This window comes from Stenotrophomonas sp. CC22-02, from assembly GCF_004365115.1.
GTDB classification, from domain to species: Bacteria; Pseudomonadota; Gammaproteobacteria; order Xanthomonadales; family Xanthomonadaceae; genus Stenotrophomonas; species Stenotrophomonas forensis.
The window spans coordinates 442,008-463,533 of the sequence record NZ_SOCO01000001.1 but is presented as its reverse complement, the minus strand read 5'-3'; the positions used below and the strand labels follow the sequence as shown (position 1 = coordinate 463,533).

The following is a 21,526-nucleotide window of genomic DNA, read 5'->3' as shown; positions in this document are numbered from 1 at the left end:
AATGGCGGAGCGGACGGGACTCGAACCCGCGACCTCCGGCGTGACAGGCCAGCATTCTAACCAGCTGAACTACCGCTCCACACTCAAACTTTTACCGCGGTGCTGTGGTGGGTGCTGAGGGTTTCGAACCCCCGACCCTCTCCGTGTAAAGGAGACGCTCTACCGCTGAGCTAAGCACCCTAGCGAGCCGCTTAGTTTACAGCATCCTTCAGGGCCTTGCCAGCCTTGAACGACGGATTCTTCGAAGCAGCGATCTTGATGGTGTCGCCGGTCTTCGGGTTGCGGCCGGTGCGGGCAGCACGGTCGCGGACCTGGAAGGTACCGAAGCCAACCAGGGTGACCGCATCGCCGTCCTTCAGCGCCTTGGTGACGGCAGCAACGACGGCATCGACAGCGCGGCTGGACTCGGCCTTGGTCAGGTCGGCAGCTTCAGCAACGGCATCGATCAATTCGGTCTTGTTCATTCTCTACAACTCCTTTGGCGGTGGGTTCCGCTTATTCGACAGGGAAGCAACCGCACGCCTTCTGCATGCGGCCGCCATGTGGAAACGGTTCGCCGATTCAGTCATCGCTGACAGCGATCACTCATTCGCGAGTGCTGCTTTTATACCAGTGGCCCTACCCCCACGCAAGCTGGAAAGCCAGCAACGACGCGGGTTTCGGGCCATCGGACAGCGCGCGTCAATGCTTGACGCGCGCGCTTCCACTCGGTTTGGCCTTGCCGCGCACCGTGACACGCTGCGCACTCTTGCGTGCCTTCTTGGGTGCCAACGGACGTTCAAGCGCCAGGTCCAGGACTTCTTCGATGTACTTCACCGGCACGATCTTCAGATCGCGGGTGACGTTGGCCGGGATGTCGGCCAGGTCCTTGCGGTTCTCTTCCGGAATGATGACCGTGCGGATGCCGCCGCGCAGCGCAGCCAGCAGCTTTTCCTTCAGGCCACCGATGGCGGTGACGCGGCCACGCAGGGTGATCTCGCCGGTCATCGCCACATCGGCACGCACCGGCACCTTGGTCAGCATCGACACCAGCGAGGTGACCATCGCCGCACCGGCACTGGGGCCGTCCTTCGGCGTGGCACCGTCCGGCACGTGCAGGTGCACGTCATGCTTCTGCAGGAAGTCGCTGTCGATGCCGAAGCCGACCGCGCGCGAACGCACCACCGACAGCGCCGCCGACGCCGATTCCTTCATCACGTTGCCGAGCTGGCCGGTCAGGATCAGCTGGCCCTTGCCCGGCACGAGCGTCGATTCGATCTGCAGCAGATCGCCACCGACTTCGGTCCAGGCCAGGCCGGTGACCAGGCCGATCTCGTTTTCTTCCTCGGCACGGCCGAAGTCGAAGCGACGCACGCCCAGGTACTTGTCCAGGTTCTTGCTGGACACGCTCACCAGCGCCTTCTTCTTCGCACCCTTCTTCGCCTTCACCGGCTGCGGGCCGGCCAGCGCGATCTCCTTCACCACCTTGCGGCAGATCTTGGCGATCTCGCGTTCCAGGTTACGCACGCCCGATTCGCGCGTGTAGTAGCGCACGATGTCCTGGATCGCATCGCTGCCGATCTCCAGTTCTTCCGGCTGCAGGCCGTTGGCCTTGATCTGCTTCGGCACCAGGTAACGCGTGGCGATGTTGAGCTTCTCATCCTCGGTGTAGCCGGGGATGCGGATCACTTCCATGCGGTCCAGCAGCGGGCCCGGGATGTTCAGCGAGTTCGACGTCGCTACGAACATCACTTCGGACAGGTCCAGGTCCACTTCCAGGTAGTGGTCGTTGAACGCGTTGTTCTGCTCCGGGTCGAGCACTTCCAGCAGCGCCGATGACGGGTCGCCGCGGAAATCCATCGACATCTTGTCGATCTCGTCGAGCACGAACAGCGGGTTCTTGCTGCCGACCTTGTTGAGGTTCTGCACGATGCGGCCCGGCATCGAACCCACATAGGTACGGCGATGGCCACGGATCTCGGCTTCATCGCGCACGCCGCCCAGCGACATGCGCACGAACTTGCGGTTGGTGGCCTTGGCGATGGACTGGCCCAGCGAGGTCTTGCCCACGCCCGGCGGCCCGACCAGGCACAGGATCGGGCCCTTCATCTGCTTCACGCGCGACTGCACCGCCAGGTATTCAAGGATGCGTTCCTTGACCTTCTCCAGGCCGTAGTGATCGGCATCGAGGGTGTCCTGCGCAGCCTTCAGGTCCTTGCGCACCTTGCTGCGCCTCTTCCACGGCACGCCCAGCAGCCACTCCAGGTAGTTGCGCACGACCGCCGCTTCGGCCGACATCGGCGACATCTGCTTGAGCTTGTTCAGTTCGTTGCGCGCCTTGGCTTCAACGGCCTTCGGCATGCCGGCTTCGGCAATCTTGCGGGCCAGTTCTTCCAGCTCGCCCGGCGCGTCGTCCAGGTCACCCAGTTCCTTCTGGATGGCCTTCATCTGTTCGTTGAGATAGTACTCGCGCTGGCTCTTCTCCATCTGCGACTTCACGCGGCCGCGGATGCGCTTCTCCATCTGCTGCACATCGATCTCGCCATCGACCAGACCGACCAGCATCTCCAGGCGGTCGCTCACGGCCAGCGTTTCCAGCAGGCGCTGCTTGTCGGCCAGGCGCACGCTGATGTGCGCGGCGATGGTGTCAGCCAGGCGGGCCGGCTCATCGATGCCCGACAGCGTCTGCAGCAGTTCCGGCGGCAGCTTGCGGTTGGTCTTGACGTACTGCTCGAACAGCGACATCAGCGAGCGGGCGATCGCCTCGACCTCGCGGGCTTCGCGTTCATCGGTGGCATCGATCTCAACGGCCTGGCCGTGCAGCGAGCCGTTGCGCTCGTCGACGTGGCTGACCTGCACGCGCGACAGGCCTTCGACCAGCACCTTGATGGTGCCGTCGGGCAGCTTCAGCAGCTGCAGCACCTGCGCCAGCGTACCGACCTGGTAGAGGTCGGCCGCATGCGGGTCGTCGGTCTCGGCCGACTTCTGCGCCAGCAGCAGGATGCGCTTGTCCGCTTCCATTGCCTGTTCGAGCGCGTGCATGGACTTGTCACGGCCGACGAACAGCGGGATGACCATGTGCGGGAACACCACTACGTCGCGCAGCGGCAGGACCGGCAGGTCGAGGGTTTCACTTGGGGAACGGGCCATGGGGGCTCCAGGGAAGGGGAAAACCGCCTCCGGGAGGGCATCTTCCGGAGACAAAAAAAGCCGATGGCCCCGTTATGGGGCCATCGGCTTTCAGATGCAAGGCATTCCTTGAAAATCCTTTCCAATCAACAACCTGGAAGGATCACTCGGCGCCTGCGGCCTTCTGTTCAGGGGCCGCCGGGGTCTGGTAGATCAGGTACGGCTCGGACTTGTGCTCGATCACCGACTCGTCCACCACCACCTTGCTGACGTTTTCCTGCGACGGCAGGTCGTACATGGTGTCCAGCAGAACCGATTCGACGATGGTGCGCAGGCCGCGGGCGCCGGTCTTGCGCTTGAGCGCCTTCCTGGCGATGGCCGACAGCGCGTCCGGACGGAACTCCAGCTCGACATTCTCCATCTCGAACAGCTTCTTGAACTGCTTGGTGATGGCGTTCTTCGGCTCGGTCAGGATCTTGATCAGGGCCGGCTCGTCCAGCTCTTCCAGGGTCGCCACCACCGGCAGGCGGCCGACGAACTCGGGAATCAGGCCAAACTTGATCAGGTCTTCCGGCTCGACTTCGGCCAGCACCTTGCCCACTTCCTGCTTGCGCTCGCTGCTCTTGACCTTGGCGCCGAAGCCGATGCTGCCGACGTCGGTGGAACGGGCCTGGATCACCTTGTCCAGCCCGGCGAACGCGCCGCCGCAGATGAACAGGATGTTCTTGGTGTCCACCTGCAGGAATTCCTGCTGCGGATGCTTGCGGCCGCCCTGCGGCGGAACGCTGGCCACGGTGCCTTCGATCAGCTTCAGCAGGGCCTGCTGTACGCCTTCGCCGGACACATCGCGGGTGATCGACGGGTTCTCGCTCTTGCGCGAGATCTTGTCGATCTCATCGATGTAGACGATGCCCTGCTGCGCCTTCTCGACGTCGTAGTCGCACTTCTGCAGCAGCTTCTGGATGATGTTCTCCACGTCCTCGCCCACGTAACCGGCTTCGGTCAGCGTGGTGGCGTCGGCCATGGTGAACGGCACGTTGAGCAGGCGGGCCAGGGTCTCGGCCAGCAGCGTCTTGCCCGAACCGGTCGGGCCGACCAGCAGGATGTTCGACTTCGCCAGTTCGACGTCGTCGTTCTTCTGCCGGCTCTCGATGCGCTTGTAGTGGTTGTACACGGCCACGGCCAGGGTGCGCTTGGCGCGGTTCTGGCCGATCACGTACTGGTCGAGAACCTCGAGGATCTCGCGCGGCTTGGGCAGCGAACTGCGCGCCGACTGCGCCTTTTCCTCGAGTTCCTCACGGATGATGTCGTTGCACAGCTCCACGCACTCATCGCAGATGAATACGCTCGGACCCGCAATCAGCTTGCGCACTTCATGCTGGCTCTTGCCGCAGAAAGAGCAGTAGAGGATCTTGCCGGTGTCCGTGGAACGACCTTGGCGGTCTTCGCTCATGCTTCGCTTACCCAGTTACCCCACCCGCTGAACGGGGGTTCGATTCGAGAATAGCACAGGGCCGGAGGGACACCAGTCCCGCCCGACCCTGCAGGAACGGGGCCTGCCGGGCCCCGTGAAGGCCGGTCAACCGGCCTGGATCGACTCATCCGGACGACGCTCCAGGACCTGGTCGACCAGACCATAGGCCTGTGCTTCGAAGGCGCTCTTGAAGTTGTCGCGCTCGGTGTCGCGGGCGATCGTCTCCAGCGACTGGCCGGTGTGCTTGGCCAGCACCTCGTTCAGGCGCGAACGCAGGGTCAGGATCTCACGCGCATGGATGTCGATGTCGGTGGCCTGGCCCTGGTAGCCGCCCAGCGGCTGGTGGATCATCACGCGCGAATTCGGCAGCGCGTAGCGCTTGCCGGCTTCACCGGCGGCCAGCAGCAGGGCGCCCATCGAGGCCGCCTGGCCGATGCAGGTGGTGCTCACATTCGGCTTGATGTACTGCATGGTGTCGTAGATCGCCATGCCGGCGGTGACCACGCCACCCGGCGAGTTGATGTAGATGTTGATGTCCTTTTCCGGGTTTTCCGATTCCAGGAACAGCAACTGCGCCACCACCACGTTGGCCATGTGATCGTCGATCGGGCCCACGAGGAAGATCAGGCGCTCCTTCAACAGGCGCGAATAGATGTCGTAGGCACGCTCGCCGCGGCTGGTCTGCTCGACCACCATCGGAACCAGGTTCAGGGCTTTGGTTCGGTTGTCCATTACGTGAGGTACCTATCTTGGGGGGAAACAACCCCGCGCCGGCAAAGGCGCGGGGCATTCGGTGATCCGCCCGGGCTTACTGGCGGATCGCGTCCTGGAACGACAGCTTTTCTTCGGTGTGCTGGGCACGCTCGGCGATCCAGTCGATCACCTGCTCTTCCATCACGCGGTTCTGCAGGCCAGACATCAGCTGGGGGTCGTTGCGGTACATCTCAATGACCTGCTCCGGCTCTTCGTAGGTCGAAGCGATCAGGCGCATCGTTTCGTTCAGGCGCTTGGCTTCCAGGCGCAGGTCGTTGGTGCGGGCCACTTCACCGACCAGCAGGCCGACCAGCACGCGCTTGGCGGCGGCGTCCTTGAAGCCTTCATGGGCATCGGCCGGGATCTCACCGACGTTCTGGCCGTTGCGGCGGATCTGCTCGACCTGCTGGGCCAGCATGGCGCGGGCTTCGTTCTCGACCAGGCGCGGCGGCATTTCCACCGAAGCGTAGGCGGCGATCAGCTGCTCGCCCACTTCGCGGCGCAGGCGGTTCATCAGCGCACCCTTCAGCTCGCGCTCCAGGTTGGCACGGATGTCGCTGCGGAACTGCTCAACGTCACCGCCCTTCACGCCGAAGCTCTTGATGAAGGCTTCGTCGACCGCCGGCACGACCGGCTCGGACACTTCGGCAACCTTGACGGTGACCTGCACGGTCTTGCCGGCCAGCACCGGCACGCGCCAGTCAGCCGGGAACTCGACGTCCAGGGTCTTTTCTTCACCCTTGGCCAGGCCGACCAGGCCCTTCTCGATGGTATCGAACATCATGCCCTGGCCGAGCACGATCGAACCCTTCTCGGTGCCTTCTGCCGGCAGGCGCTCTTCGCCGGCCTGCGACCAGGTTTCCACGGCGACCAGGTCGCCGTCCTGCGCACCACGGCTGACCGGGGCCCAGGTACGACGCTGGTTCTGCAGGTTCTCGATCATCTGGTCGATGTCGGCGTCGGTGATTTCGGCGCTGTGGCGCACCACGGTCAGCTTGCTGACGTCGATGTCGCCGAAGTCCGGCACCACTTCCACGGTGGCCACGAACGAGAACTCACCCTCGTCGCCCTTGTCGATGCGCGGGCTGCCGACGATGCGCAGGTCGTGCTCACGCACGGCGGCATCGAAGGTTTCGCGCAGCAGGCCGTCCAGCGCCTCGCCACGGACCTGCGCGCCGAAGCGCTGCTCGATCACCTTGGCCGGCACCTTGCCCGGGCGGAAACCCTTGATGCGGGTGGTACGGGCGATTTCGCCCAGGCGGCCGACGATGTGGCTCTGCAGACGGTCTTCCGGCAGCGAGAAGCTCAGGCGGCGTTCCAGGTTGCCGGTGGATTCGATCGAAGCTTGCATGTTGACTCCTGCCACCGGTGGCCCAGGCCCCCGGCTCGATGATTGGGATGAAACGGTTGTAAGGACACGGCGTCTGGGACGCGCCTGCTTGCCGCAGCCCTTTAGTTTCGCCCAATTCGGCCTGCACTGCCAGCGCGCGCCGGTCAAGGGGGCCCGAACCAGGGTCGAGGCCCCCTCATCATCCGTACCGGGCAGGTCTGTCCCCCCCCGTTCAGGAGGACCGGACGACCCGATGCGGGCGCCATCCCACCCGGCAATGCCCAAAGAAAAGGGCGCCAACGGCGCCCTTTTCCTCATTGCGCAACGGCGTCGCCGTCAGAGCACCTGGCAGTCCTTGGACATCGGCGTCTTGGCGACATCACCGCGACCGGTGCAGACCAGATTCACCGCCTGGCCCTTCTTCAGGCCGCCGATTACGTCCAGCTGGGCCTGGCTGAACGAGAACTGCGGATCCAGGAACAGGCCCGCGCGCAGGGTCACGTACGGATTGCCCATCAGATCGGTGTTGATCGAGTCCACCGTGCCCGAAACACGGAAACGCTTGCCCTTGAACTGCTGGTCGGCGGCAACCGTGTTTTCTTCGTAGGCCTTGGCCAGCTCTGCAGCAGTCACCTGCGGCAACGCATCGAGCGCCGCGCGCTCTTCATCGAGCTTCTTCTGCTCGGCTTCGGCCTTGGCGCGCTCCTTGGAAGCCTCGGCGTCGGCCTTGGCCTGCTCCTTGGCGGCGGCAGCTTCAGTACGCTGCTGTTCACGCGCAGCGGCCTCGGCTTCACGCTGCTCCGGCGACTTGTTGGCATTGATCACCATGCCAAGCACCATCAGAGCGACGAACAGACCGACGATCGCAATGATCGCCCACTTCAGGAACTTCTTCATCAATCCCCCCTTCCTTGTTGTAAGCGCAGCAATTCCGGCCACGCAATGCGGTCAGCAAGTATAACGCTCATGTGAAGATGGTCGAGCAACAATTGCCGCACCCGCCCCTCGCAGGCCGTGTTGCTGGGGGATCACTGGCCGGCCTTGATACACCGATGCTGGTGCGAAAGGGGGGACTCGAACCCCCACGCCTTGCGGCACTGGAACCTAAATCCAGGGCGTCTACCAATTCCGCCACTTTCGCGTGGCCGGCACAGGCGTTCATTGTCGCAGGCGATGACGGGAAGCGGAAGGCCTGCACAAAACTGAATATGAAGACTTGCGTACAACCCGCACGTCCGGACCGCCCCGGCGAGCGCCAGCTCATCCGGGACGGCGGGGTTCAGGGCTGCGACCCGGCCTTGGCCGGCGCCGAATCGGCACCCTGCTCGGCCGCAGCATCCACCCTGCGGATCTCCACGCCCCCGTCGTCGGTGCGCCGCAGGGCCACCGACTCCGGCGTGGCCTTGCGCACATCCACCGAACCATCCGCATTGCGCTGCACGTCCACCGCGTCGGGCAGGGCCTCCCCTTCCGCAGGCTGAGCCGGCTGCATCTGCATGGCCTCACCGACCGGGTGCGCCGGAGTGCTGTCCGTGCCAGCATCGCGTTCGACGGTCTGCGCGGGATCATTGGCCGGCGCGCAGGCAGCCAGCGCCATCAACGCGAAGGGAGCCCACAGCGTGCGGTGCAATCGATCGATATCAGCCATCAACATCTTCCTTCGTGCATGCGCCATCGGCGCGGAAGATGCATTGGGTGCGATACAGGGCGCGATGCGGTGAGAAGCAGCGCACAGCATTGATAACACTGATGACGCGTATGCCCCTGATTTCAGCATCGCTTCAGTGGATCCACGCCATGCGTGGATGACGTGCGGCCGGGCGTGCAGGCATCCGCATGCTCAACCCGGCGCACAGGCAAGAAAAAAGCCACTTGGCGAACCAAGTGGCTTTCGTCTGGTGGGCTGTCAAGGATTCGAACCTTGGACCTATTGATTAAGAGTCAACTGCTCTACCAACTGAGCTAACAGCCCGAAATCGGGGCGCGAATTATGACCCGATCCGCTCGGAGGGCGCAAGCACTTTTTTCAACATCGTTGAAACCAGCACCGCGATCCCGCTTCTGCCGCACGCCCCTGAAAAGAAGGGCTCTGCTGCACGTGATCCATCAAAACGAAGGAGTCACACTAATAAGAAAAAAGCCACCTGGCGTACCAGGTGGCTTCTGTCTTGGTGGGCCGTCAAGGATTCGAACCTTGGACCTATTGATTAAGAGTCAACTGCTCTACCAACTGAGCTAACGGCCCGTGAAACTCAGACGCACATTGTAGCGTGCTTTCTGTTTATTGCAATACCGTTTCGGCCATGCCGATGCGGTTGAATCAGTGGGGTGGCTGAGGGGATTCGAACCCCCGACCACCGGAATCACAATCCGGTACTCTAACCAACTGAGCTACAGCCACCACTGAAACTTTTGCCCCCTCGCCGATACCACCGGCACGGGAACTTCAAACCTTTGCCTGGAGACTGTCACCGAAGTTCCGGTCCGCCGAAGCGAGTCCGATATTCTGGTGGAGTCCGTGGGCTTTTGCAAGCACTTCTTCACATCTGCCGATACGACCCCGGTGCCTCGCCAATGGCGCGCCCGACAGGAATCGAACCTGTAACCGCCGGCTTAGAAGGCCGGTGCTCTATCCAGTTGAGCTACGGGCGCCCGAACCGGAACGATGTCCAATCCGACGTGGCGTGGGATTGGTCGGGGTAGAGGGATTCGAACCCCCGACATCCTGCTCCCAAAGCAGGCGCGCTACCAGACTGCGCTATACCCCGGTCTTGCAATCCCCTCGGGCCAGGCCCGGGGAGTCGTTCATTGTCGCCAAGCGCATCGCGAACTGTCAACGCAGGCGCGACCGATCATGAATCCGCCACGGCGCCCTGCATGGTCATCGGCTATGCTCGCGGACATCGGCCGGATGGCCGTCCCGACCCTCATTCGCACGGAGAACACGCATGCGCAGCGGCAACCCGGCTCTTTCCGAGTCGACCTTCCTCGACCTCGCCAGCGGCTCGGTGGTGACCAGCCCGGACCAGGTCATGACCCTCAACGGCACTGCCAACAAGACCGGCATCCTGCTGCTGTTGACCGTGCTGACCGCAGCCTTTGCCTGGAACCAGTCCGTCAACGAGTACGGCGAGGTCATGGGCGCAGCCAAGCTGTATGCCATGGGCGGCGCGATCAGCGGGCTGGTGCTGGCGCTGATCACCATCTTCAAGAAGGAATGGTCGCCGGTCACCGCACCGATGTACGCGCTGGTCGAGGGCCTGTTCCTGGGCGCCGTGTCTGCGCTGTTCAACATGAAGTACCCGGGCATCGTGTTCCAGGCCGTGCTGCTGACCTTCGGCACGCTGGCCGCGCTGCTGTTCGCGTACCGCAGCGGCGTGATCAAGGCCACCGAGAACTTCAAGATGGGCGTGGTCGCTGCCACCGGCGGCATCGCCCTGCTCTATCTGGCCTCGTTCGTGCTGGGCTTCTTCAACATCAACGTCCCGGTGATCCACGACTCCAGCTGGCTGGGCATCGCCTTCAGCCTGTTCGTGGTGGTGGTGGCGGCGCTGAACCTGGTGCTGGACTTCGACTTCATCGAGACTGGCGTGGCCCAGCGCGCGCCGAAGTACATGGAGTGGTATGGCGCATTCGGCCTGATGGTGACCCTGGTCTGGCTGTACATCGAATTCCTGCGCCTGCTGTCGAAGATCCAGCAGCGCTGAGCCCCACCATGCCGTAAACGACAAAGGGCGCCCCGGTGGCGCCCTTTTCCTTTCACGCTTCAGCGCGCCAGCAGCGCTGGAAGCGACGAGGCCAGCAGCGCAATACCCGACGCGGTCAGCAGGCTCAGCACGACCTGGCGGAAGCGCGCCTCGCTGATGCCGATGTACACCCGCGCGCCCAGCAGGGCCGGCACCAGCATGGCCGGTGCCACGATGGCGAAGTACGGCAGCATCTGCCGGTTCACCAGACCACTGCCGACATAGGTGGCCATGGTCACCGCCAGCATCGCCAGGTTGAAGTTCTGGATCACCGCGCGCTGCTCATCCTTGCCGAAACCACGCAGCGTGCTCCACAAGGTCGGCACGGGCCCGGCGAAGCCTCCGATGCCGCTGAGCACCCCACCGGCCATGCCGGCGATCGCATCACCCAAGCGACCGCCGACGCGGATCGGCGGCAACGACCGCGCCATCAGCATCACCGGGCACCACAGCGCCAGGAAGCCCCCCAGCAGCGCCTTGAACCACTCCATGTCCAGCTGCGGCAGCACCATCACGCCCAGCGGAATGCCCGCAAGACCGCCCAGCACGAACGGCAGCAGCAGACGCAGGTTGAATCCGCGGCGCACGGTGAACACCGCGACCAGCTGGCCGACCAGTGCGCCGAACACCGACAGCGTCGCCGCCAGCCGTGGCTCCAGCCCCCACGCCCAGAACGACATCGCCACCATGCCGAACGCGAATCCCGACAGGCCCTGCACGAATCCGGCGACGATCGCGCCGAGCGCGACCAGCAGATAGACCGACTCCATCACCACCTCGGTTGCAGTTGCACGGCTACCCTGCCGCACCACTCTGCGCAGCGTAGTGCGCTGCGAGATGCTCGACCAGCGCACGCACCTTCGGCGCCAGTGCACGCGCATGCGGATACAGCGCGAAGTAGCGGCGCTGTCCGGCATGCCAGGCCGGCAGCACACGAATCAGCCGGCCGCTACGCAGGTCTTCCTGCACGGTCAGCGCAGTGAACAGACTGATACCCATGCCGGCCAGCGCGGCGGCGTACAGTGCCGGCGTGGCATCCACACGCAGGCGCTGCCCGGCCTCGATGCTCGCGGTGGCACCGCGCGGCCCGTGCAGCTGCCAGGGCGGCATCGCCGGTGTGGGACTGAAACCCAGCAGCAGGTGCTGCGCGAGATCCGACGCCTGCCGGGGCAGGCCGTGGCGCGCCAGGTAGCCAGGTGCGGCCACCAGGATGCGTGGGCAGCTGGCCAGCTCGCGCGCAACCAGCTGGCTGTCAGGCAATGACGGTGCGATGCGCAGTGCAAGATCGAACCCTCCGCCCACCACATCGACCAGCTGATCGTCGGCGGAAAGATCCAGCGCCACCTGCGGGTAGCGCTGCAGGAACGTCGGCAGCCAATGCGGCAGCTCCTGGCTGGCCACCACCTGCGGCACGCTGATCCGCACGGTGCCGCTGGGTTGGGCCTGTCCGGCACGCGCCTGCTCATCCGCTTCCTGCAGGCGATCGAGCAAGGATGCCGCCTCGCGGTAGTAGCCACGCCCGGCCTCGGTCAATGACAGGCGGCGGCTGTTGCGGTCCAGCAGGCGTACCTGCAGGTGTTCTTCCAGCTGCCGCAGTTGCCGCGACATGGCCGAATGGGTCGTCCCCAATCGCTCGGCGGCAGCGGTGAAGCTGCCCGCATCGACGATGGCACGCAGCGCGCGCAGGGCGGCGAATTGATCCATCGGCGGGCGGCTCCGGTTGGCAGGACCCGCGATGTGCGGGCCCTGCCAGCTTATCAAGCGCCGTCGCCGGCCTTGCGCACCGGCAGCGCCAGGATCGCGTCAGTGGTCATGACATCGCCGAAGGTGTCCTCGATCTGGGCAAGCGCGGCCTCATGCAGCGCGCGATGGCCGATGCGCTGGCCACCGGCCAGGTCCAGGTCGCGACTGGCCGTTGCATCGGACGACACGATCACCCGGTAGCCACGCGGTGCCGCTGCGGCATCGCGGGCGGCGCCGGCCACGCAGGCGTGGGTCTGCAGGCCGGTGACGATCAGGGTGTCGATGCCCGACTGCTTCAGCATCGTGTCGAGCACTGCAGCGGAGCCACCAGCGAACACGCTGACGTTGTCCTTCTGCACCACGGTCTCGCCGGCCCGCGGCTGCATGTCGCGATGGAAGGCGGCATTGACACTGCCCTGCGCGAACAGCGGCGCACCCGCCGGCAGCACATGCTGCACGTGGATGACGCGGATGCCATTGGCATCGGCGAAGTCGATCAGGCGGCGCGTCTGGCGCAGCGCGGCCACGCCCTCAGGGATGACCATGCGGCCACCGGCAAAGCCCGGCGCAGCCTTGGCATCGAAATATTCGTTCTGGAAGTCGATCACCAGCACGGCGGTCTTGGCCGCATCCAGTGAAGCGGCGACCGGGGCGCCAGCCATGTGGCGGATGGTGGGATGGGCCGGCTCGGCGGCAGCGACCGGGACGGTGCCGGCCATGCCGATCAGGCTGGCCAAGCCAAAGGCGGTGAGGTTCATGGTCGAATTCCTGTGCAGTGGATGTGGGGCACAGGATGCGGAGCCGATGGCGCACGAACCAGCCATGCAGAAGCACATGATCTGTGCAGATAACGCACAGACCGATGGCTCGACGCTACAGAAGCGCATAAACGCAACGGGGCGCCCGAAGGCGCCCCGCTGTGGGTCCAACCGAGGCTTGCCGGTCGCTTACAGGCGGCTGGCGATGGCCTGGGCGAAGCTCATGGTGGTACCGGTGCCACCCAGGTCGCCGGTCAGCGAGTCCTTGGCTTCCATGGTGGCCACGATGGCCTTGCGCAGGCGCTCGGCATTTTCCGGCTGGCCGACGTGGTCCAGCATCTGCGCGGCTGCCAGCAGCAGTGCGCACGGATTGGCCTTGCCCTGGCCGGCGATGTCCGGTGCAGTACCGTGCACGGCTTCGAAGATCGCCGCGTCCTTGCCGATGTTGGCACCCGGGGCCAGGCCCAGGCCGCCGACCAGGCCAGCGCACAGGTCGGAGATGATGTCGCCGAACAGGTTGGTGGTGACGATCACGTCGAACTGTTCCGGACGCATCACCAGCTGCATGCAGCAGTTGTCGACGATCATTTCCTGGAACTCGATCTCCGGATACTGCGCGGCCACTTCGCGGGCGACGTTCAGGAACAGGCCCGAGGTCGACTTGATGATATTGGCCTTGTGCACGGCGGTGACCTTCTTGCGGCCGGTGCTCTTGGCCAGCTCGAAGGCGTAGCGCACGATGCGCTCGGATCCCTTGCGGGTGATGCGGGTGCCGGAGAAGGCGGTCTCGCCATCGGCCGACACTTCCTGGCCTTCGGCCAGGTAGGCACCTTCGGTGTTCTCGCGAACGGTGATCAGGTCAACGTTGTCGAAACGCGACTTGGTGTTCGGGAAGGTGTGGGCCGGACGCACGTTGGCGTACAGGTCGAAGTGGCGGCGCAGGCTGACGTTGATCGAGGTGAAGCCACCACCGACCGGGGTGGTCAGCGGGCTCTTCAGCGCCACCTTGTTGCGCGCGATCGATTCCAGGGTCACCGCCGGCATCAGGTCACCGTGCTTTTCCAGGGCCACCAGGCCGGCATCGGCGTCTTCGTACTCCAGGCCAGTCTTGAGCTGGTCGAGCACGAACAGGGTGGCGTCCATGATTTCCGGGCCAATGCCGTCGCCGCGGATGACCGTAATTTTCTGCGTCATTGATCGATGTTCCGAACAGGGGGAAAAACGCCGTCCGGACGTGCCCGGAAACGCCGGCGCAAAGGAAGTTTCACCGGCAATTATGCCTGAGCCGGGGCCGAGGTCCCAAATAGACCATGGTCCCAGTGCCCGGCTCAGGCAGAATTGCCCGCGCATCCCACCTTATCCCCGCGCCTGTCGGCGCGCCCCCTTGAACAACAAGGGGGCTCCTGGGTTGTTGGATCGCGGGGAAGGCCCTTCGCGGGTGCGGTAGTGCCGGCCGCTGGCCGGCAACCCCGGCCATGTCGGGTTCAGGCGATGCCGGCCAGGGCCGGCACTTCCTCAGTGCTCGTGCGCTGCCGGGGCGGCGGCGCCGCCTTCGAGCTGGTCGAGGAAATCGACCGCGCGGCGCAGGTGCGGGATCACGATCGAGCCGCCCACCACCAGGCCGACCGAGAAGGTCTCGAAGAACTCCTCGCGGGTCACCCCGGCGTCCTTGCACTGGGCCACGTGGTAGCTGATGCAGTCGTCGCAGCGCAGCACCATCGAGGCCACCAGGCCCAGCAGCTCCTTGGTCTTCACGTCCAGCGCGCCGGCCTGGTAGGTCTGCGTGTCCAGCGCGAAGAAGCGGCGCACCACCTGGTTCGGTTCGCCCAGGATGCGCTCGTTCATGCGCTTGCGGAAGTCGGTGAACTCGGCGATGCGGTCCTTGCTGCCGTCGTCGGCCGCGCTCATGCCTGGCCCTGCCCGGCCAGCAGCGGCTCGAGCTTGCCTTCACGGTGCAGGGCCATCATGTCGTCGTAGCCGCCGACATGGACGTCGCCGACGAAGATCTGCGGCACGCTGGTGCGGCGGGTCAGCGCCACCATCTTCTCGCGCTCGGCCGGGTCCAGGTCGATGCGGACCTCGGTCCACTGCTGGCCCTTGCTCTTCAGGAAGTTCTTGGCGGCCACGCAGTACGGGCAGACGGCGGTGGAATAGATGGTGATGGCGGGGGCACCGCCGGCGGTCTGGGCTGTCACGGGAAACTCCACGATGGATCGACGGTCCATATATGGTACCGGTGCGCTGGAATTTCCACGCCACGGCCGCAACACTGTGGATTAACGAATGGTTGCCCCCTGCCCTGCCACGCTGGGCGCGCCCTGCCCGAGGACCACCTGCTTGCGAGCCCTGCTGCTGACTACCGCCATCACCCTGGCCCTGGCCATGCCGCTGGCCCAGGCCCAGGAGAAGCTGCCCGACATCGGCTCCTCGGCCGGCGAGCTGCTGACCCCGGCGCGCCAGGCCGAGTACGGCGCGATGATGCTGCGCGAGCTGCGCAACTACGGCTATCTGCTGGACGACCCGCTGGTCAACGACTGGCTGCAGACCATGGGCACCCGGCTCGGCTCGAACAGCGACCAGCCACGCCAGCCGTACACGTTCTTCGTGATGAAGGACCGCCAGATCAACGCCTTCGCCACGCTGGGCGGCTACATCGGGGTCAATGCCGGCCTGGTGCTGACCGCCGAGCGCGAAGACGAAGTGGCCGCGGTGCTGTCGCACGAAATCGCCCATGTCACCCAGCAGCACGTTCTGCGCGGGGTCGAGCGCGCCCAGCGCGACCAGATCCCGATCCTGCTGGGCATGCTGGCGGCGGTGGTGGCCGCCCAGGCCAGCAACAGCACGTCGTCGGGCAACGCGACCATGGCCGCGATCAGCTCGGGCATGGGCCTGATGCAGCAGCGGCAGATCAACTACACCCGGTCCAATGAATCCGAGGCCGACCGCCTTGGCATCCGCACCCTGGCCCGCAGCGGCTACGACGTGGACGCCATGGCCGGCTTCTTCGAGCGGATGGCGGCGGCGATGCGTGGCAACGAAGGCGGCTACAGCGTGCCGGAGTTCCTGCGTACCCACCCGGTCAACATCACCCGCATCAGCGAGGCCAAGGCCCGCGCCGAACAGATGAAGAAGGACACCGTACTTCTCACCACCAGCACCCCCAGCGGCGAACGCAGGGAGCGGGTGGACCCGGCCGACCCCAGCCTGGCCGAGCCGCTGCTGCGCGGCAACAACCCGCTGCTGCCCAGCAGCGTGCTGCGCATCCCGATGGGCCAGCTCAGCCGCGGTGCCAGCGGCGACTTCGACTGGGCACGCGAACGCCTGCGGGTGCTCAGCGCCGACTCCACCGCTGAGCTGGAGCGCGAATACGCCGACATGGCCAAGCGCCAGAAGGATGGCCTGAACGACGCCCAGCGCTATGGCCAGGCCCTGGCCGTCATGCGCGGTGGCCGCGCCGGTGCCGGGCAGGCCCGGCAGACCCTGGCCGCCCTGCTGCAGACCCGCCCGGACAACCTGTGGCTGGCGCTGGGGCTGGGCGAGGCCGAATCGCGCGCCGGCCAGGCCGCCCAGGCCAACAGCCGTTTCGAACAGTTGCTGCGCGAGCACCCCAACAGCCGCCCGGTGGCCCTGACCTATGCCGAGATCCTGAACGAACAGGGCAGCCGCGAGGCCGGCCAGCGCGCGCAGGCCATGCTGCGGCCGCTGCTGTCGCAAAGCGGTAACGATCCGGTCTTCCAGCAGCGATACGCCCGCGCCAGCGAGCTGGCCGGTGACAGCGTGCGCGCCAGTGAGGCCTATGCCGAGGCCGCCTTCCTCAGTGGCCGCCCCGAGCAGTCGCTGATGCAGCTGCAGGCCCTCAAGCGCAACCCGGCGCTGGACTATGTCGGCCGGGCACGGGTGGATGCGCGTATCGAGGCGATCACCCCCACCGTGCTGGAACTGCGCCGCCAGGGCGTGCAGGACCCGGACCTGGACCGCCGCTGAGCGCTGCATGACCGGCCGATGGCAATCCAGGCCGGTTCCGGCCAGGTAGTCACAAACATGTCATCAAACCGTAGTCTACTGGCACCACTCCAGTAACCGAGCCCTACGGTGTTCTCGTGCAGAAACGCATCCTGATCGTCGATGACGAGCCCGCGATCCGTGAAATGGTCGCCTTCGCCCTGCGCAAGGGCGATTACGAACCGGTCCACGCCGGCGATGCCCGCGAGGCGCAGACGGCCATCGCCGACCGCGTGCCGGACCTGATCCTGCTGGACTGGATGCTGCCCGGCACCAGCGGCCTGGATCTGGCCCGCCGCTGGCGCAAGGAAACGCTGACCCGCGAGGTGCCGATCATCATGCTGACCGCCCGCGGCGAAGAGAATGACCGCGTCGGTGGCCTTGAAGCCGGTGTCGACGACTACGTGGTCAAGCCGTTCTCGGCGCGCGAGCTGCTGGCCCGCATCCGTGCGGTGATGCGCCGCGCCCGCGAGGACGACGAGGACGGCAGCGTGGCGGTCGGCCCGATCCGCATCGATGGCGCCGCCCATCGCGTGTTCGCCAACGACCAGCCGGTGCCGATCGGCCCGACCGAATACCGCCTGCTGCACTTCTTCATGACCCACCCCGAGCGCGTCTACACCCGCGCCCAGCTGCTGGACCATGTCTGGGGCGGCAGCGTGTACGTGGAGGAGCGCACCATCGACGTGCACATCCGCCGCCTGCGCAAGACGCTGGAACCGTTCAACGCCGAGAACATGGTGCAGACCGTGCGCGGCGCCGGCTACCGCTTCTCTACCGCAACCTGAGTCTCGTCGTGCCGGCGCCGCGCACCCGCGGGTGCCGGTGCCGGCAACTCTGCTATAACCCTCGGTTCACCCCAGTGAACCGCCGCACCTCAACGACGAGATCGCAATGCCCCGCCACATCCGCTCTGCCTGGTTGAAGACCCTGGCCACCGTCGCCGCGGTACTGCTGTTCGCCGGATTGGTGGGGTGGTTCTCGGGCCATCTGTGGCTGTGCATCGCACTGGGCGCGCTGGCTACCCTGGCCTGGCATTACTGGCGCCTGCGCAGCGTGCTGCGCCGCCTGACCGCACGCCAGCGCTGGGACACCGCCGACGAAGGCACCGGCGTCTGGAACGAACTGGACCGCCTGCTGTACCGCAACCAGGTGGAAATGCGCGTACGCAAGCGCCGCCTGCTGGACATGCTGCGCAGTTACCGCGCTGCGGCCGCCGCACTGCCCGATGCGGTGGTGGTGCTGGACCGCAACAGCCAGCGCGTGCAGTGGTTCAACGAAGCCGCCACCGCCCTGCTTGGCCTGCACCACCCGGGTGACCTCGGCGAGGCGCTGGTCGAACGGCTGCAGCCGATGCCGCTGGCCCACTGGCTGGCCGGTGGCCGCAATGCCGAGCCGATCCTCGACGTACCTTCGCCGGTCGACCCGGCAATCCGCCTCAACCTGCGCCTGATTCCCTATTCGTCGGACTACTGGCTGCTGATCGCCCGCGACGTCAGCAAGCTGCTGCGCCTGGAACAGGTCCGCCGCGACTTCGTGGCCAACGTTTCACACGAACTGCGCACGCCGCTCACCGTGGTCCACGGCTATCTGGACATGATGGACCCGGACGATTTCCCCGGCACCGGGCCGATGCTGGAGGAAATGCGCAAGCAGAGCCAGCGCATGGCCCAGCTGGTGGAAGACCTGCTGACCCTGTCGCGGCTGGAATCGCAGGAACACAGCGAGGACGAGACCGTGGCCATGCAGCCGATGCTGGCCACCCTGCGCCGCGAAGCCGAAGCACACAGCCAGGGCCGCCACCAGATCAGTATCGATGACCTGGCTGGCGTGGACCTGCAGGGCTCGACCAAGGAACTGCACAGCGCGTTTTCCAACCTGGTCACCAATGCGGTGCGCTACACCCCGGCCGGTGGCCGCATCGCCGTCGAGTTCCGCCGCGAAGGCGATGGCGCGGTGCTGGCGGTGCGCGATTCCGGCTACGGCATCCCGGCCACGCATCTGCCGCGCCTGACCGAACGTTTCTACCGCGTCTCCAGCAGCCGCTCCCGCGAAAGCGGCGGCACCGGCCTGGGCCTGTCCATCGTCAAGCACATCCTCGGCCTGCACCACGCACGGCTGGAGATTGAAAGCGAGGTCGGCAAGGGCTCGGTGTTCTCCTGCCATTTCGATGCAGACCACGTGCGCCCGCGTGAGTCCGCCCCCCTGACTTCCATCGAAGAATGACGCCATGAGCAGCCTCGGATCCCTCCCCCTCCCCGTGAGCCCGGACAACGATCCGCTGCGTGATCCGGCGCTCTACATCAACCGCGAACTGTCGCAGCTGGATTTCAATTTCCGCGTGCTGGCGCAGGCCATGGACCCGCAGGTACCGCTGCTGGAGCGCCTGCGCTTCATGTGCATCTCCTGCACCAACCTCGATGAATTCTTCGAGATCCGCGCCGCTGCCGTGCGCCATGCGCAGGAGTTCGGCCTGCCGCCGGCGCCGGATGGCATGAGCCCGCAGACCATCCTCACCGCCATCCATGACCGCGCCGCCGAACTGGTGGACCAGCAGTACCGCTGCTGGAACCAGACCCTGCGCCCGGCGCTGGCGGAAGCCGGCATCGGCGTGCTCGGCCGCCACTCCTGGAACCACCGCCAGAAGCGCTGGCTGCGCGCGTACTTCCGCAACGAGATCATGCCGGTGCTGTCGCCGCTGGGCCTGGACCCGGTGCATCCGTTCCCGAAGATCCTCAACAAATCGCTGAACATCGTGGTGGTGCTGAAGGGCACCGATGCGTTCGGCCGCGCCGGCCACCTGGCCATCGTGCGCGCGCCGCGCTCGCTGCCGCGCATCATCCAGCTGCCCGAAAAGCTTGGCGGCCCGCAGAACTTCGTGTTCCTGTCCTCGGTGCTGTCGACCTTCGTCGATGAACTGTTCCCGGGCATGGAAGTGCTGGGTGCCTACCAGTTCCGCGTCACCCGCAATTCCGAGCTGGTGGTGGACGAGGAAGAGGTGGAGAACCTGGCGCTGGCACTGCGTGACGAGCTGGTCGACCGCGGCTACCGGCCGGCGGTGCGGCTGGAGATCGCCCATGACATGCCGCGCGACATCGTGCGCACCCTGCTGCAGAATTTCGGCTTGACCGAAAATGCCGTGTACCGCATTGATGGTCCGGTCAATCTGAACCGCATCATCCAGCTGTACGACCTGATCGCGCAGCCGGACCTGAAGTACCCGTCGATGACCCCGCGCACGCTGCGCGACAGCGATGGCATCTTCGAGACCGTCGCACGCCAGGACCTGCTGCTGCATCACCCCTTCGATGCCTTCACCGCGGTGCTGGACCTGATCCGGCAGGCGGCGGTGGATCCGAACGTGCTGGCGATCAAGCAGACCCTGTACCGCACCGGCAAGGATTCGCTGATCGTCGACGCACTGATCCAGGCCGCGCGCAACGGCAAGGATGTGACCGTGGTGGTCGAGCTGCGTGCGCGCTTCGACGAAGAGGCCAACCTGGGCCTGGCTGATCGCCTGCAGGAAGCCGGCGTGCAGGTGGTGTACGGCGTGGTCGGCTACAAGACCCACGCCAAGATGCTGCTGATCGTTCGCCGCGAGGGCCGCAAGCTGCGCCGCTATGTGCACCTGGGCACCGGCAACTACCACAGCGGCACCGCCCGTGCTTACACCGACATCAGCCTGATCACCGCCGATGCGGACATCGGCAACGATGTGCACCTGTTGTTCCAGCAGCTGTCCGGCCTGGCGTCGAAGATGAAGCTCAAGCGCCTGCTGCAGTCGCCCTTCACCCTGCACACCGGCATCCTCGGCCGTATCGAGCGCGAAACCCGCATCGCCGCCGCGGGCCGTCCGGCGCGGATCATCGCCAAGATGAACGCACTGAACGAACCGCAGGTGGTGCGCACGCTGTACGCCGCCTCGCAGGCCGGCGTGCAGATCGACCTGATCATCCGTGGCGCCTGCACCCTGCGCCCGGGCGTGCCGGGTGTCTCGGACAACATCCGCGTGCGCTCGATCGTCGGTCGATTCCTTGAACACAGCCGCGTCTACTGGTTCGGCAACGATGGTGCGCCGGAGATGTACTGCGCCAGCGCGGACTGGCTGGAACGCAACCTGCTGCGCCGGGTCGAGACCTGCTTCCCGATCCTCGATCCGGAACTGGCCAAGCGGGTGTACCGCGAAGTGCTGCAGAACTACCTGGATGACAACCTCAATGCCTGGGAACTGGACGCCGAGGGCATCTACCACAAGCGTGCACCGGCCCACGACGAAACCCCGCATTCTGCGCAGATGGCATTGATGCAGGGGCTGTAACCCGGTGTGTCGACCCAGGTCGACACCCACCAACAGCCGCAGAAATCTGTCGAAGGCGGGGTGGGTCCGGTTGAGGGGGTGTGAGCGGCATGGATGCCGCGACCAAGCCCCCAAGGACGGGTTTACGGCGTCCCCCTCAACCGGACCCACCCCGCCATCCCACGGATAGCCCGCTTTTGCTTTTGCTTTTGCTTTTGCTTTTGCCGTTAATTCGGCAGGTGAAGGGCCCAGCCCTGCCGCACTCCCCCCTACAAAATGTGAAGGCCGCGCGGTGACGAGCACACCGCCCCTTCG

At 65.5% G+C, this 21,526-nt stretch carries 18 protein-coding genes and 8 tRNA genes; 5 read left to right on the top strand and 21 right to left on the bottom strand.

Annotated elements, in window-relative coordinates; translation table 11 throughout:
- Nucleotides 1-2: 2 nt before the first annotated feature.
- The 15 genes from N440_RS02165 to N440_RS02095 all read right to left on the bottom strand — a co-directional run bounded on the left by N440_RS02165 (nucleotide 3) and on the right by N440_RS02095 (nucleotide 9,433).
- Nucleotides 3-79 (bottom strand) — tRNA-Asp (locus N440_RS02165).
- Nucleotides 80-105: 26 nt separating this feature from the next.
- Nucleotides 106-180: transfer RNA gene (locus N440_RS02160), tRNA-Val, on the bottom strand.
- Nucleotides 181-191: 11 nt separating this feature from the next.
- On the bottom strand, nucleotides 192-464 hold the full coding sequence (locus N440_RS02155; protein WP_004146343.1) for an HU family DNA-binding protein: 273 nt from the start codon (nucleotides 462-464) through the stop codon (nucleotides 192-194).
- Nucleotides 465-681: 217 nt separating this feature from the next.
- Nucleotides 682-3,129 (bottom strand): endopeptidase La, encoded by a 2,448-nt coding sequence (gene lon / locus N440_RS02150; RefSeq protein WP_133933929.1) that lies wholly within the window; start codon nucleotides 3,127-3,129, stop codon nucleotides 682-684.
- Between the two features lie 142 nt (nucleotides 3,130-3,271).
- Nucleotides 3,272-4,561, bottom strand: coding sequence for an ATP-dependent Clp protease ATP-binding subunit ClpX (clpX, locus tag N440_RS02145; RefSeq protein WP_004154600.1), 1,290 nt, complete (start codon nucleotides 4,559-4,561; stop codon nucleotides 3,272-3,274).
- A 126-nt stretch (nucleotides 4,562-4,687) separates the two neighbouring features.
- Entirely contained in the window at nucleotides 4,688-5,314 is a 627-nt protein-coding gene (gene clpP, locus N440_RS02140) for an ATP-dependent Clp endopeptidase proteolytic subunit ClpP (protein ID WP_004146318.1), read from the bottom strand.
- A gap of 76 nt (nucleotides 5,315-5,390) precedes the next feature.
- Nucleotides 5,391-6,686 (bottom strand): trigger factor, encoded by a 1,296-nt coding sequence (tig, locus tag N440_RS02135; protein WP_008268226.1) that lies wholly within the window; start codon nucleotides 6,684-6,686, stop codon nucleotides 5,391-5,393.
- A gap of 315 nt (nucleotides 6,687-7,001) precedes the next feature.
- On the bottom strand, nucleotides 7,002-7,562 hold the full coding sequence (locus N440_RS02130) for a hypothetical protein (RefSeq protein ID WP_133933928.1): 561 nt from the start codon (nucleotides 7,560-7,562) through the stop codon (nucleotides 7,002-7,004).
- 159 nt (nucleotides 7,563-7,721) lie between these two features.
- Nucleotides 7,722-7,806 (bottom strand) — tRNA-Leu (locus N440_RS02125).
- A gap of 138 nt (nucleotides 7,807-7,944) precedes the next feature.
- Nucleotides 7,945-8,313, bottom strand: coding sequence for a hypothetical protein (locus N440_RS02120; RefSeq protein ID WP_133933927.1), 369 nt, complete (start codon nucleotides 8,311-8,313; stop codon nucleotides 7,945-7,947).
- A 248-nt stretch (nucleotides 8,314-8,561) separates the two neighbouring features.
- Nucleotides 8,562-8,637 (bottom strand) — tRNA-Lys (locus N440_RS02115).
- A gap of 197 nt (nucleotides 8,638-8,834) precedes the next feature.
- A tRNA-Lys gene (locus N440_RS02110) sits at nucleotides 8,835-8,910 on the bottom strand.
- 79 nt (nucleotides 8,911-8,989) lie between these two features.
- Nucleotides 8,990-9,066, bottom strand: a tRNA-His gene (locus N440_RS02105).
- Between the two features lie 174 nt (nucleotides 9,067-9,240).
- Nucleotides 9,241-9,317 (bottom strand) — tRNA-Arg (locus N440_RS02100).
- Nucleotides 9,318-9,356: 39 nt separating this feature from the next.
- A tRNA-Pro gene (locus N440_RS02095) sits at nucleotides 9,357-9,433 on the bottom strand.
- 180 nt (nucleotides 9,434-9,613) lie between these two features.
- Here N440_RS02095 and N440_RS02090 point away from each other — a divergent pair.
- A complete protein-coding gene (locus N440_RS02090) occupies nucleotides 9,614-10,372 on the top strand; it encodes a Bax inhibitor-1/YccA family protein (RefSeq protein WP_133933926.1) in 759 nt (252 codons plus the stop codon).
- Between the two features lie 59 nt (nucleotides 10,373-10,431).
- Here N440_RS02090 and N440_RS02085 read toward each other — a convergent pair whose 3' ends face one another.
- From N440_RS02085 to grxC, 6 genes are all read right to left on the bottom strand, one after another.
- On the bottom strand, nucleotides 10,432-11,181 hold the full coding sequence (locus N440_RS02085) for a sulfite exporter TauE/SafE family protein (protein ID WP_133933925.1): 750 nt from the start codon (nucleotides 11,179-11,181) through the stop codon (nucleotides 10,432-10,434).
- 25 nt (nucleotides 11,182-11,206) lie between these two features.
- Nucleotides 11,207-12,115, bottom strand: a complete 909-nt coding sequence (locus N440_RS02080) for a LysR family transcriptional regulator (RefSeq protein WP_049456182.1) — start codon at nucleotides 12,113-12,115, stop codon at nucleotides 11,207-11,209.
- Between the two features lie 53 nt (nucleotides 12,116-12,168).
- Entirely contained in the window at nucleotides 12,169-12,912 is a 744-nt protein-coding gene (locus N440_RS02075) for a cysteine hydrolase (RefSeq protein WP_133933924.1), read from the bottom strand.
- Nucleotides 12,913-13,101: 189 nt separating this feature from the next.
- A complete protein-coding gene (locus N440_RS02070) occupies nucleotides 13,102-14,106 on the bottom strand; it encodes an isocitrate dehydrogenase (protein WP_014036138.1) in 1,005 nt (334 codons plus the stop codon).
- Nucleotides 14,107-14,427: 321 nt separating this feature from the next.
- Complete coding sequence (locus N440_RS02065; protein ID WP_005408260.1) at nucleotides 14,428-14,820, bottom strand: carboxymuconolactone decarboxylase family protein; 393 nt, start codon at nucleotides 14,818-14,820, stop codon at nucleotides 14,428-14,430.
- A complete protein-coding gene (grxC, locus tag N440_RS02060) occupies nucleotides 14,817-15,107 on the bottom strand; it encodes a glutaredoxin 3 (RefSeq protein WP_133933923.1) in 291 nt (96 codons plus the stop codon). The genes N440_RS02065 and grxC overlap by 4 nt, the downstream gene beginning before the upstream one ends.
- An 88-nt stretch (nucleotides 15,108-15,195) precedes the next feature.
- Here grxC and N440_RS02055 point away from each other — a divergent pair, with 88 nt between their 5' ends.
- From N440_RS02055 to ppk1, 4 genes are all read left to right on the top strand, one after another.
- Nucleotides 15,196-16,896 carry a M48 family metalloprotease gene (locus N440_RS02055; protein ID WP_208322776.1) on the top strand — a complete coding sequence of 567 codons (1,701 nt, stop codon included), beginning with the start codon at nucleotides 15,196-15,198 and terminating at the stop codon, nucleotides 16,894-16,896.
- 116 nt (nucleotides 16,897-17,012) lie between these two features.
- Complete coding sequence (gene phoB / locus N440_RS02050; protein ID WP_005408258.1) at nucleotides 17,013-17,702, top strand: phosphate regulon transcriptional regulator PhoB; 690 nt, start codon at nucleotides 17,013-17,015, stop codon at nucleotides 17,700-17,702.
- 106 nt (nucleotides 17,703-17,808) lie between these two features.
- On the top strand, nucleotides 17,809-19,140 hold the full coding sequence (phoR, locus tag N440_RS02045; RefSeq protein ID WP_008267063.1) for a phosphate regulon sensor histidine kinase PhoR: 1,332 nt from the start codon (nucleotides 17,809-17,811) through the stop codon (nucleotides 19,138-19,140).
- 4 nt (nucleotides 19,141-19,144) lie between these two features.
- Nucleotides 19,145-21,232 carry a polyphosphate kinase 1 gene (gene ppk1, locus N440_RS02040; RefSeq protein WP_133933921.1) on the top strand — a complete coding sequence of 696 codons (2,088 nt, stop codon included), beginning with the start codon at nucleotides 19,145-19,147 and terminating at the stop codon, nucleotides 21,230-21,232.
- Nucleotides 21,233-21,526: the final 294 nt, after the last annotated feature.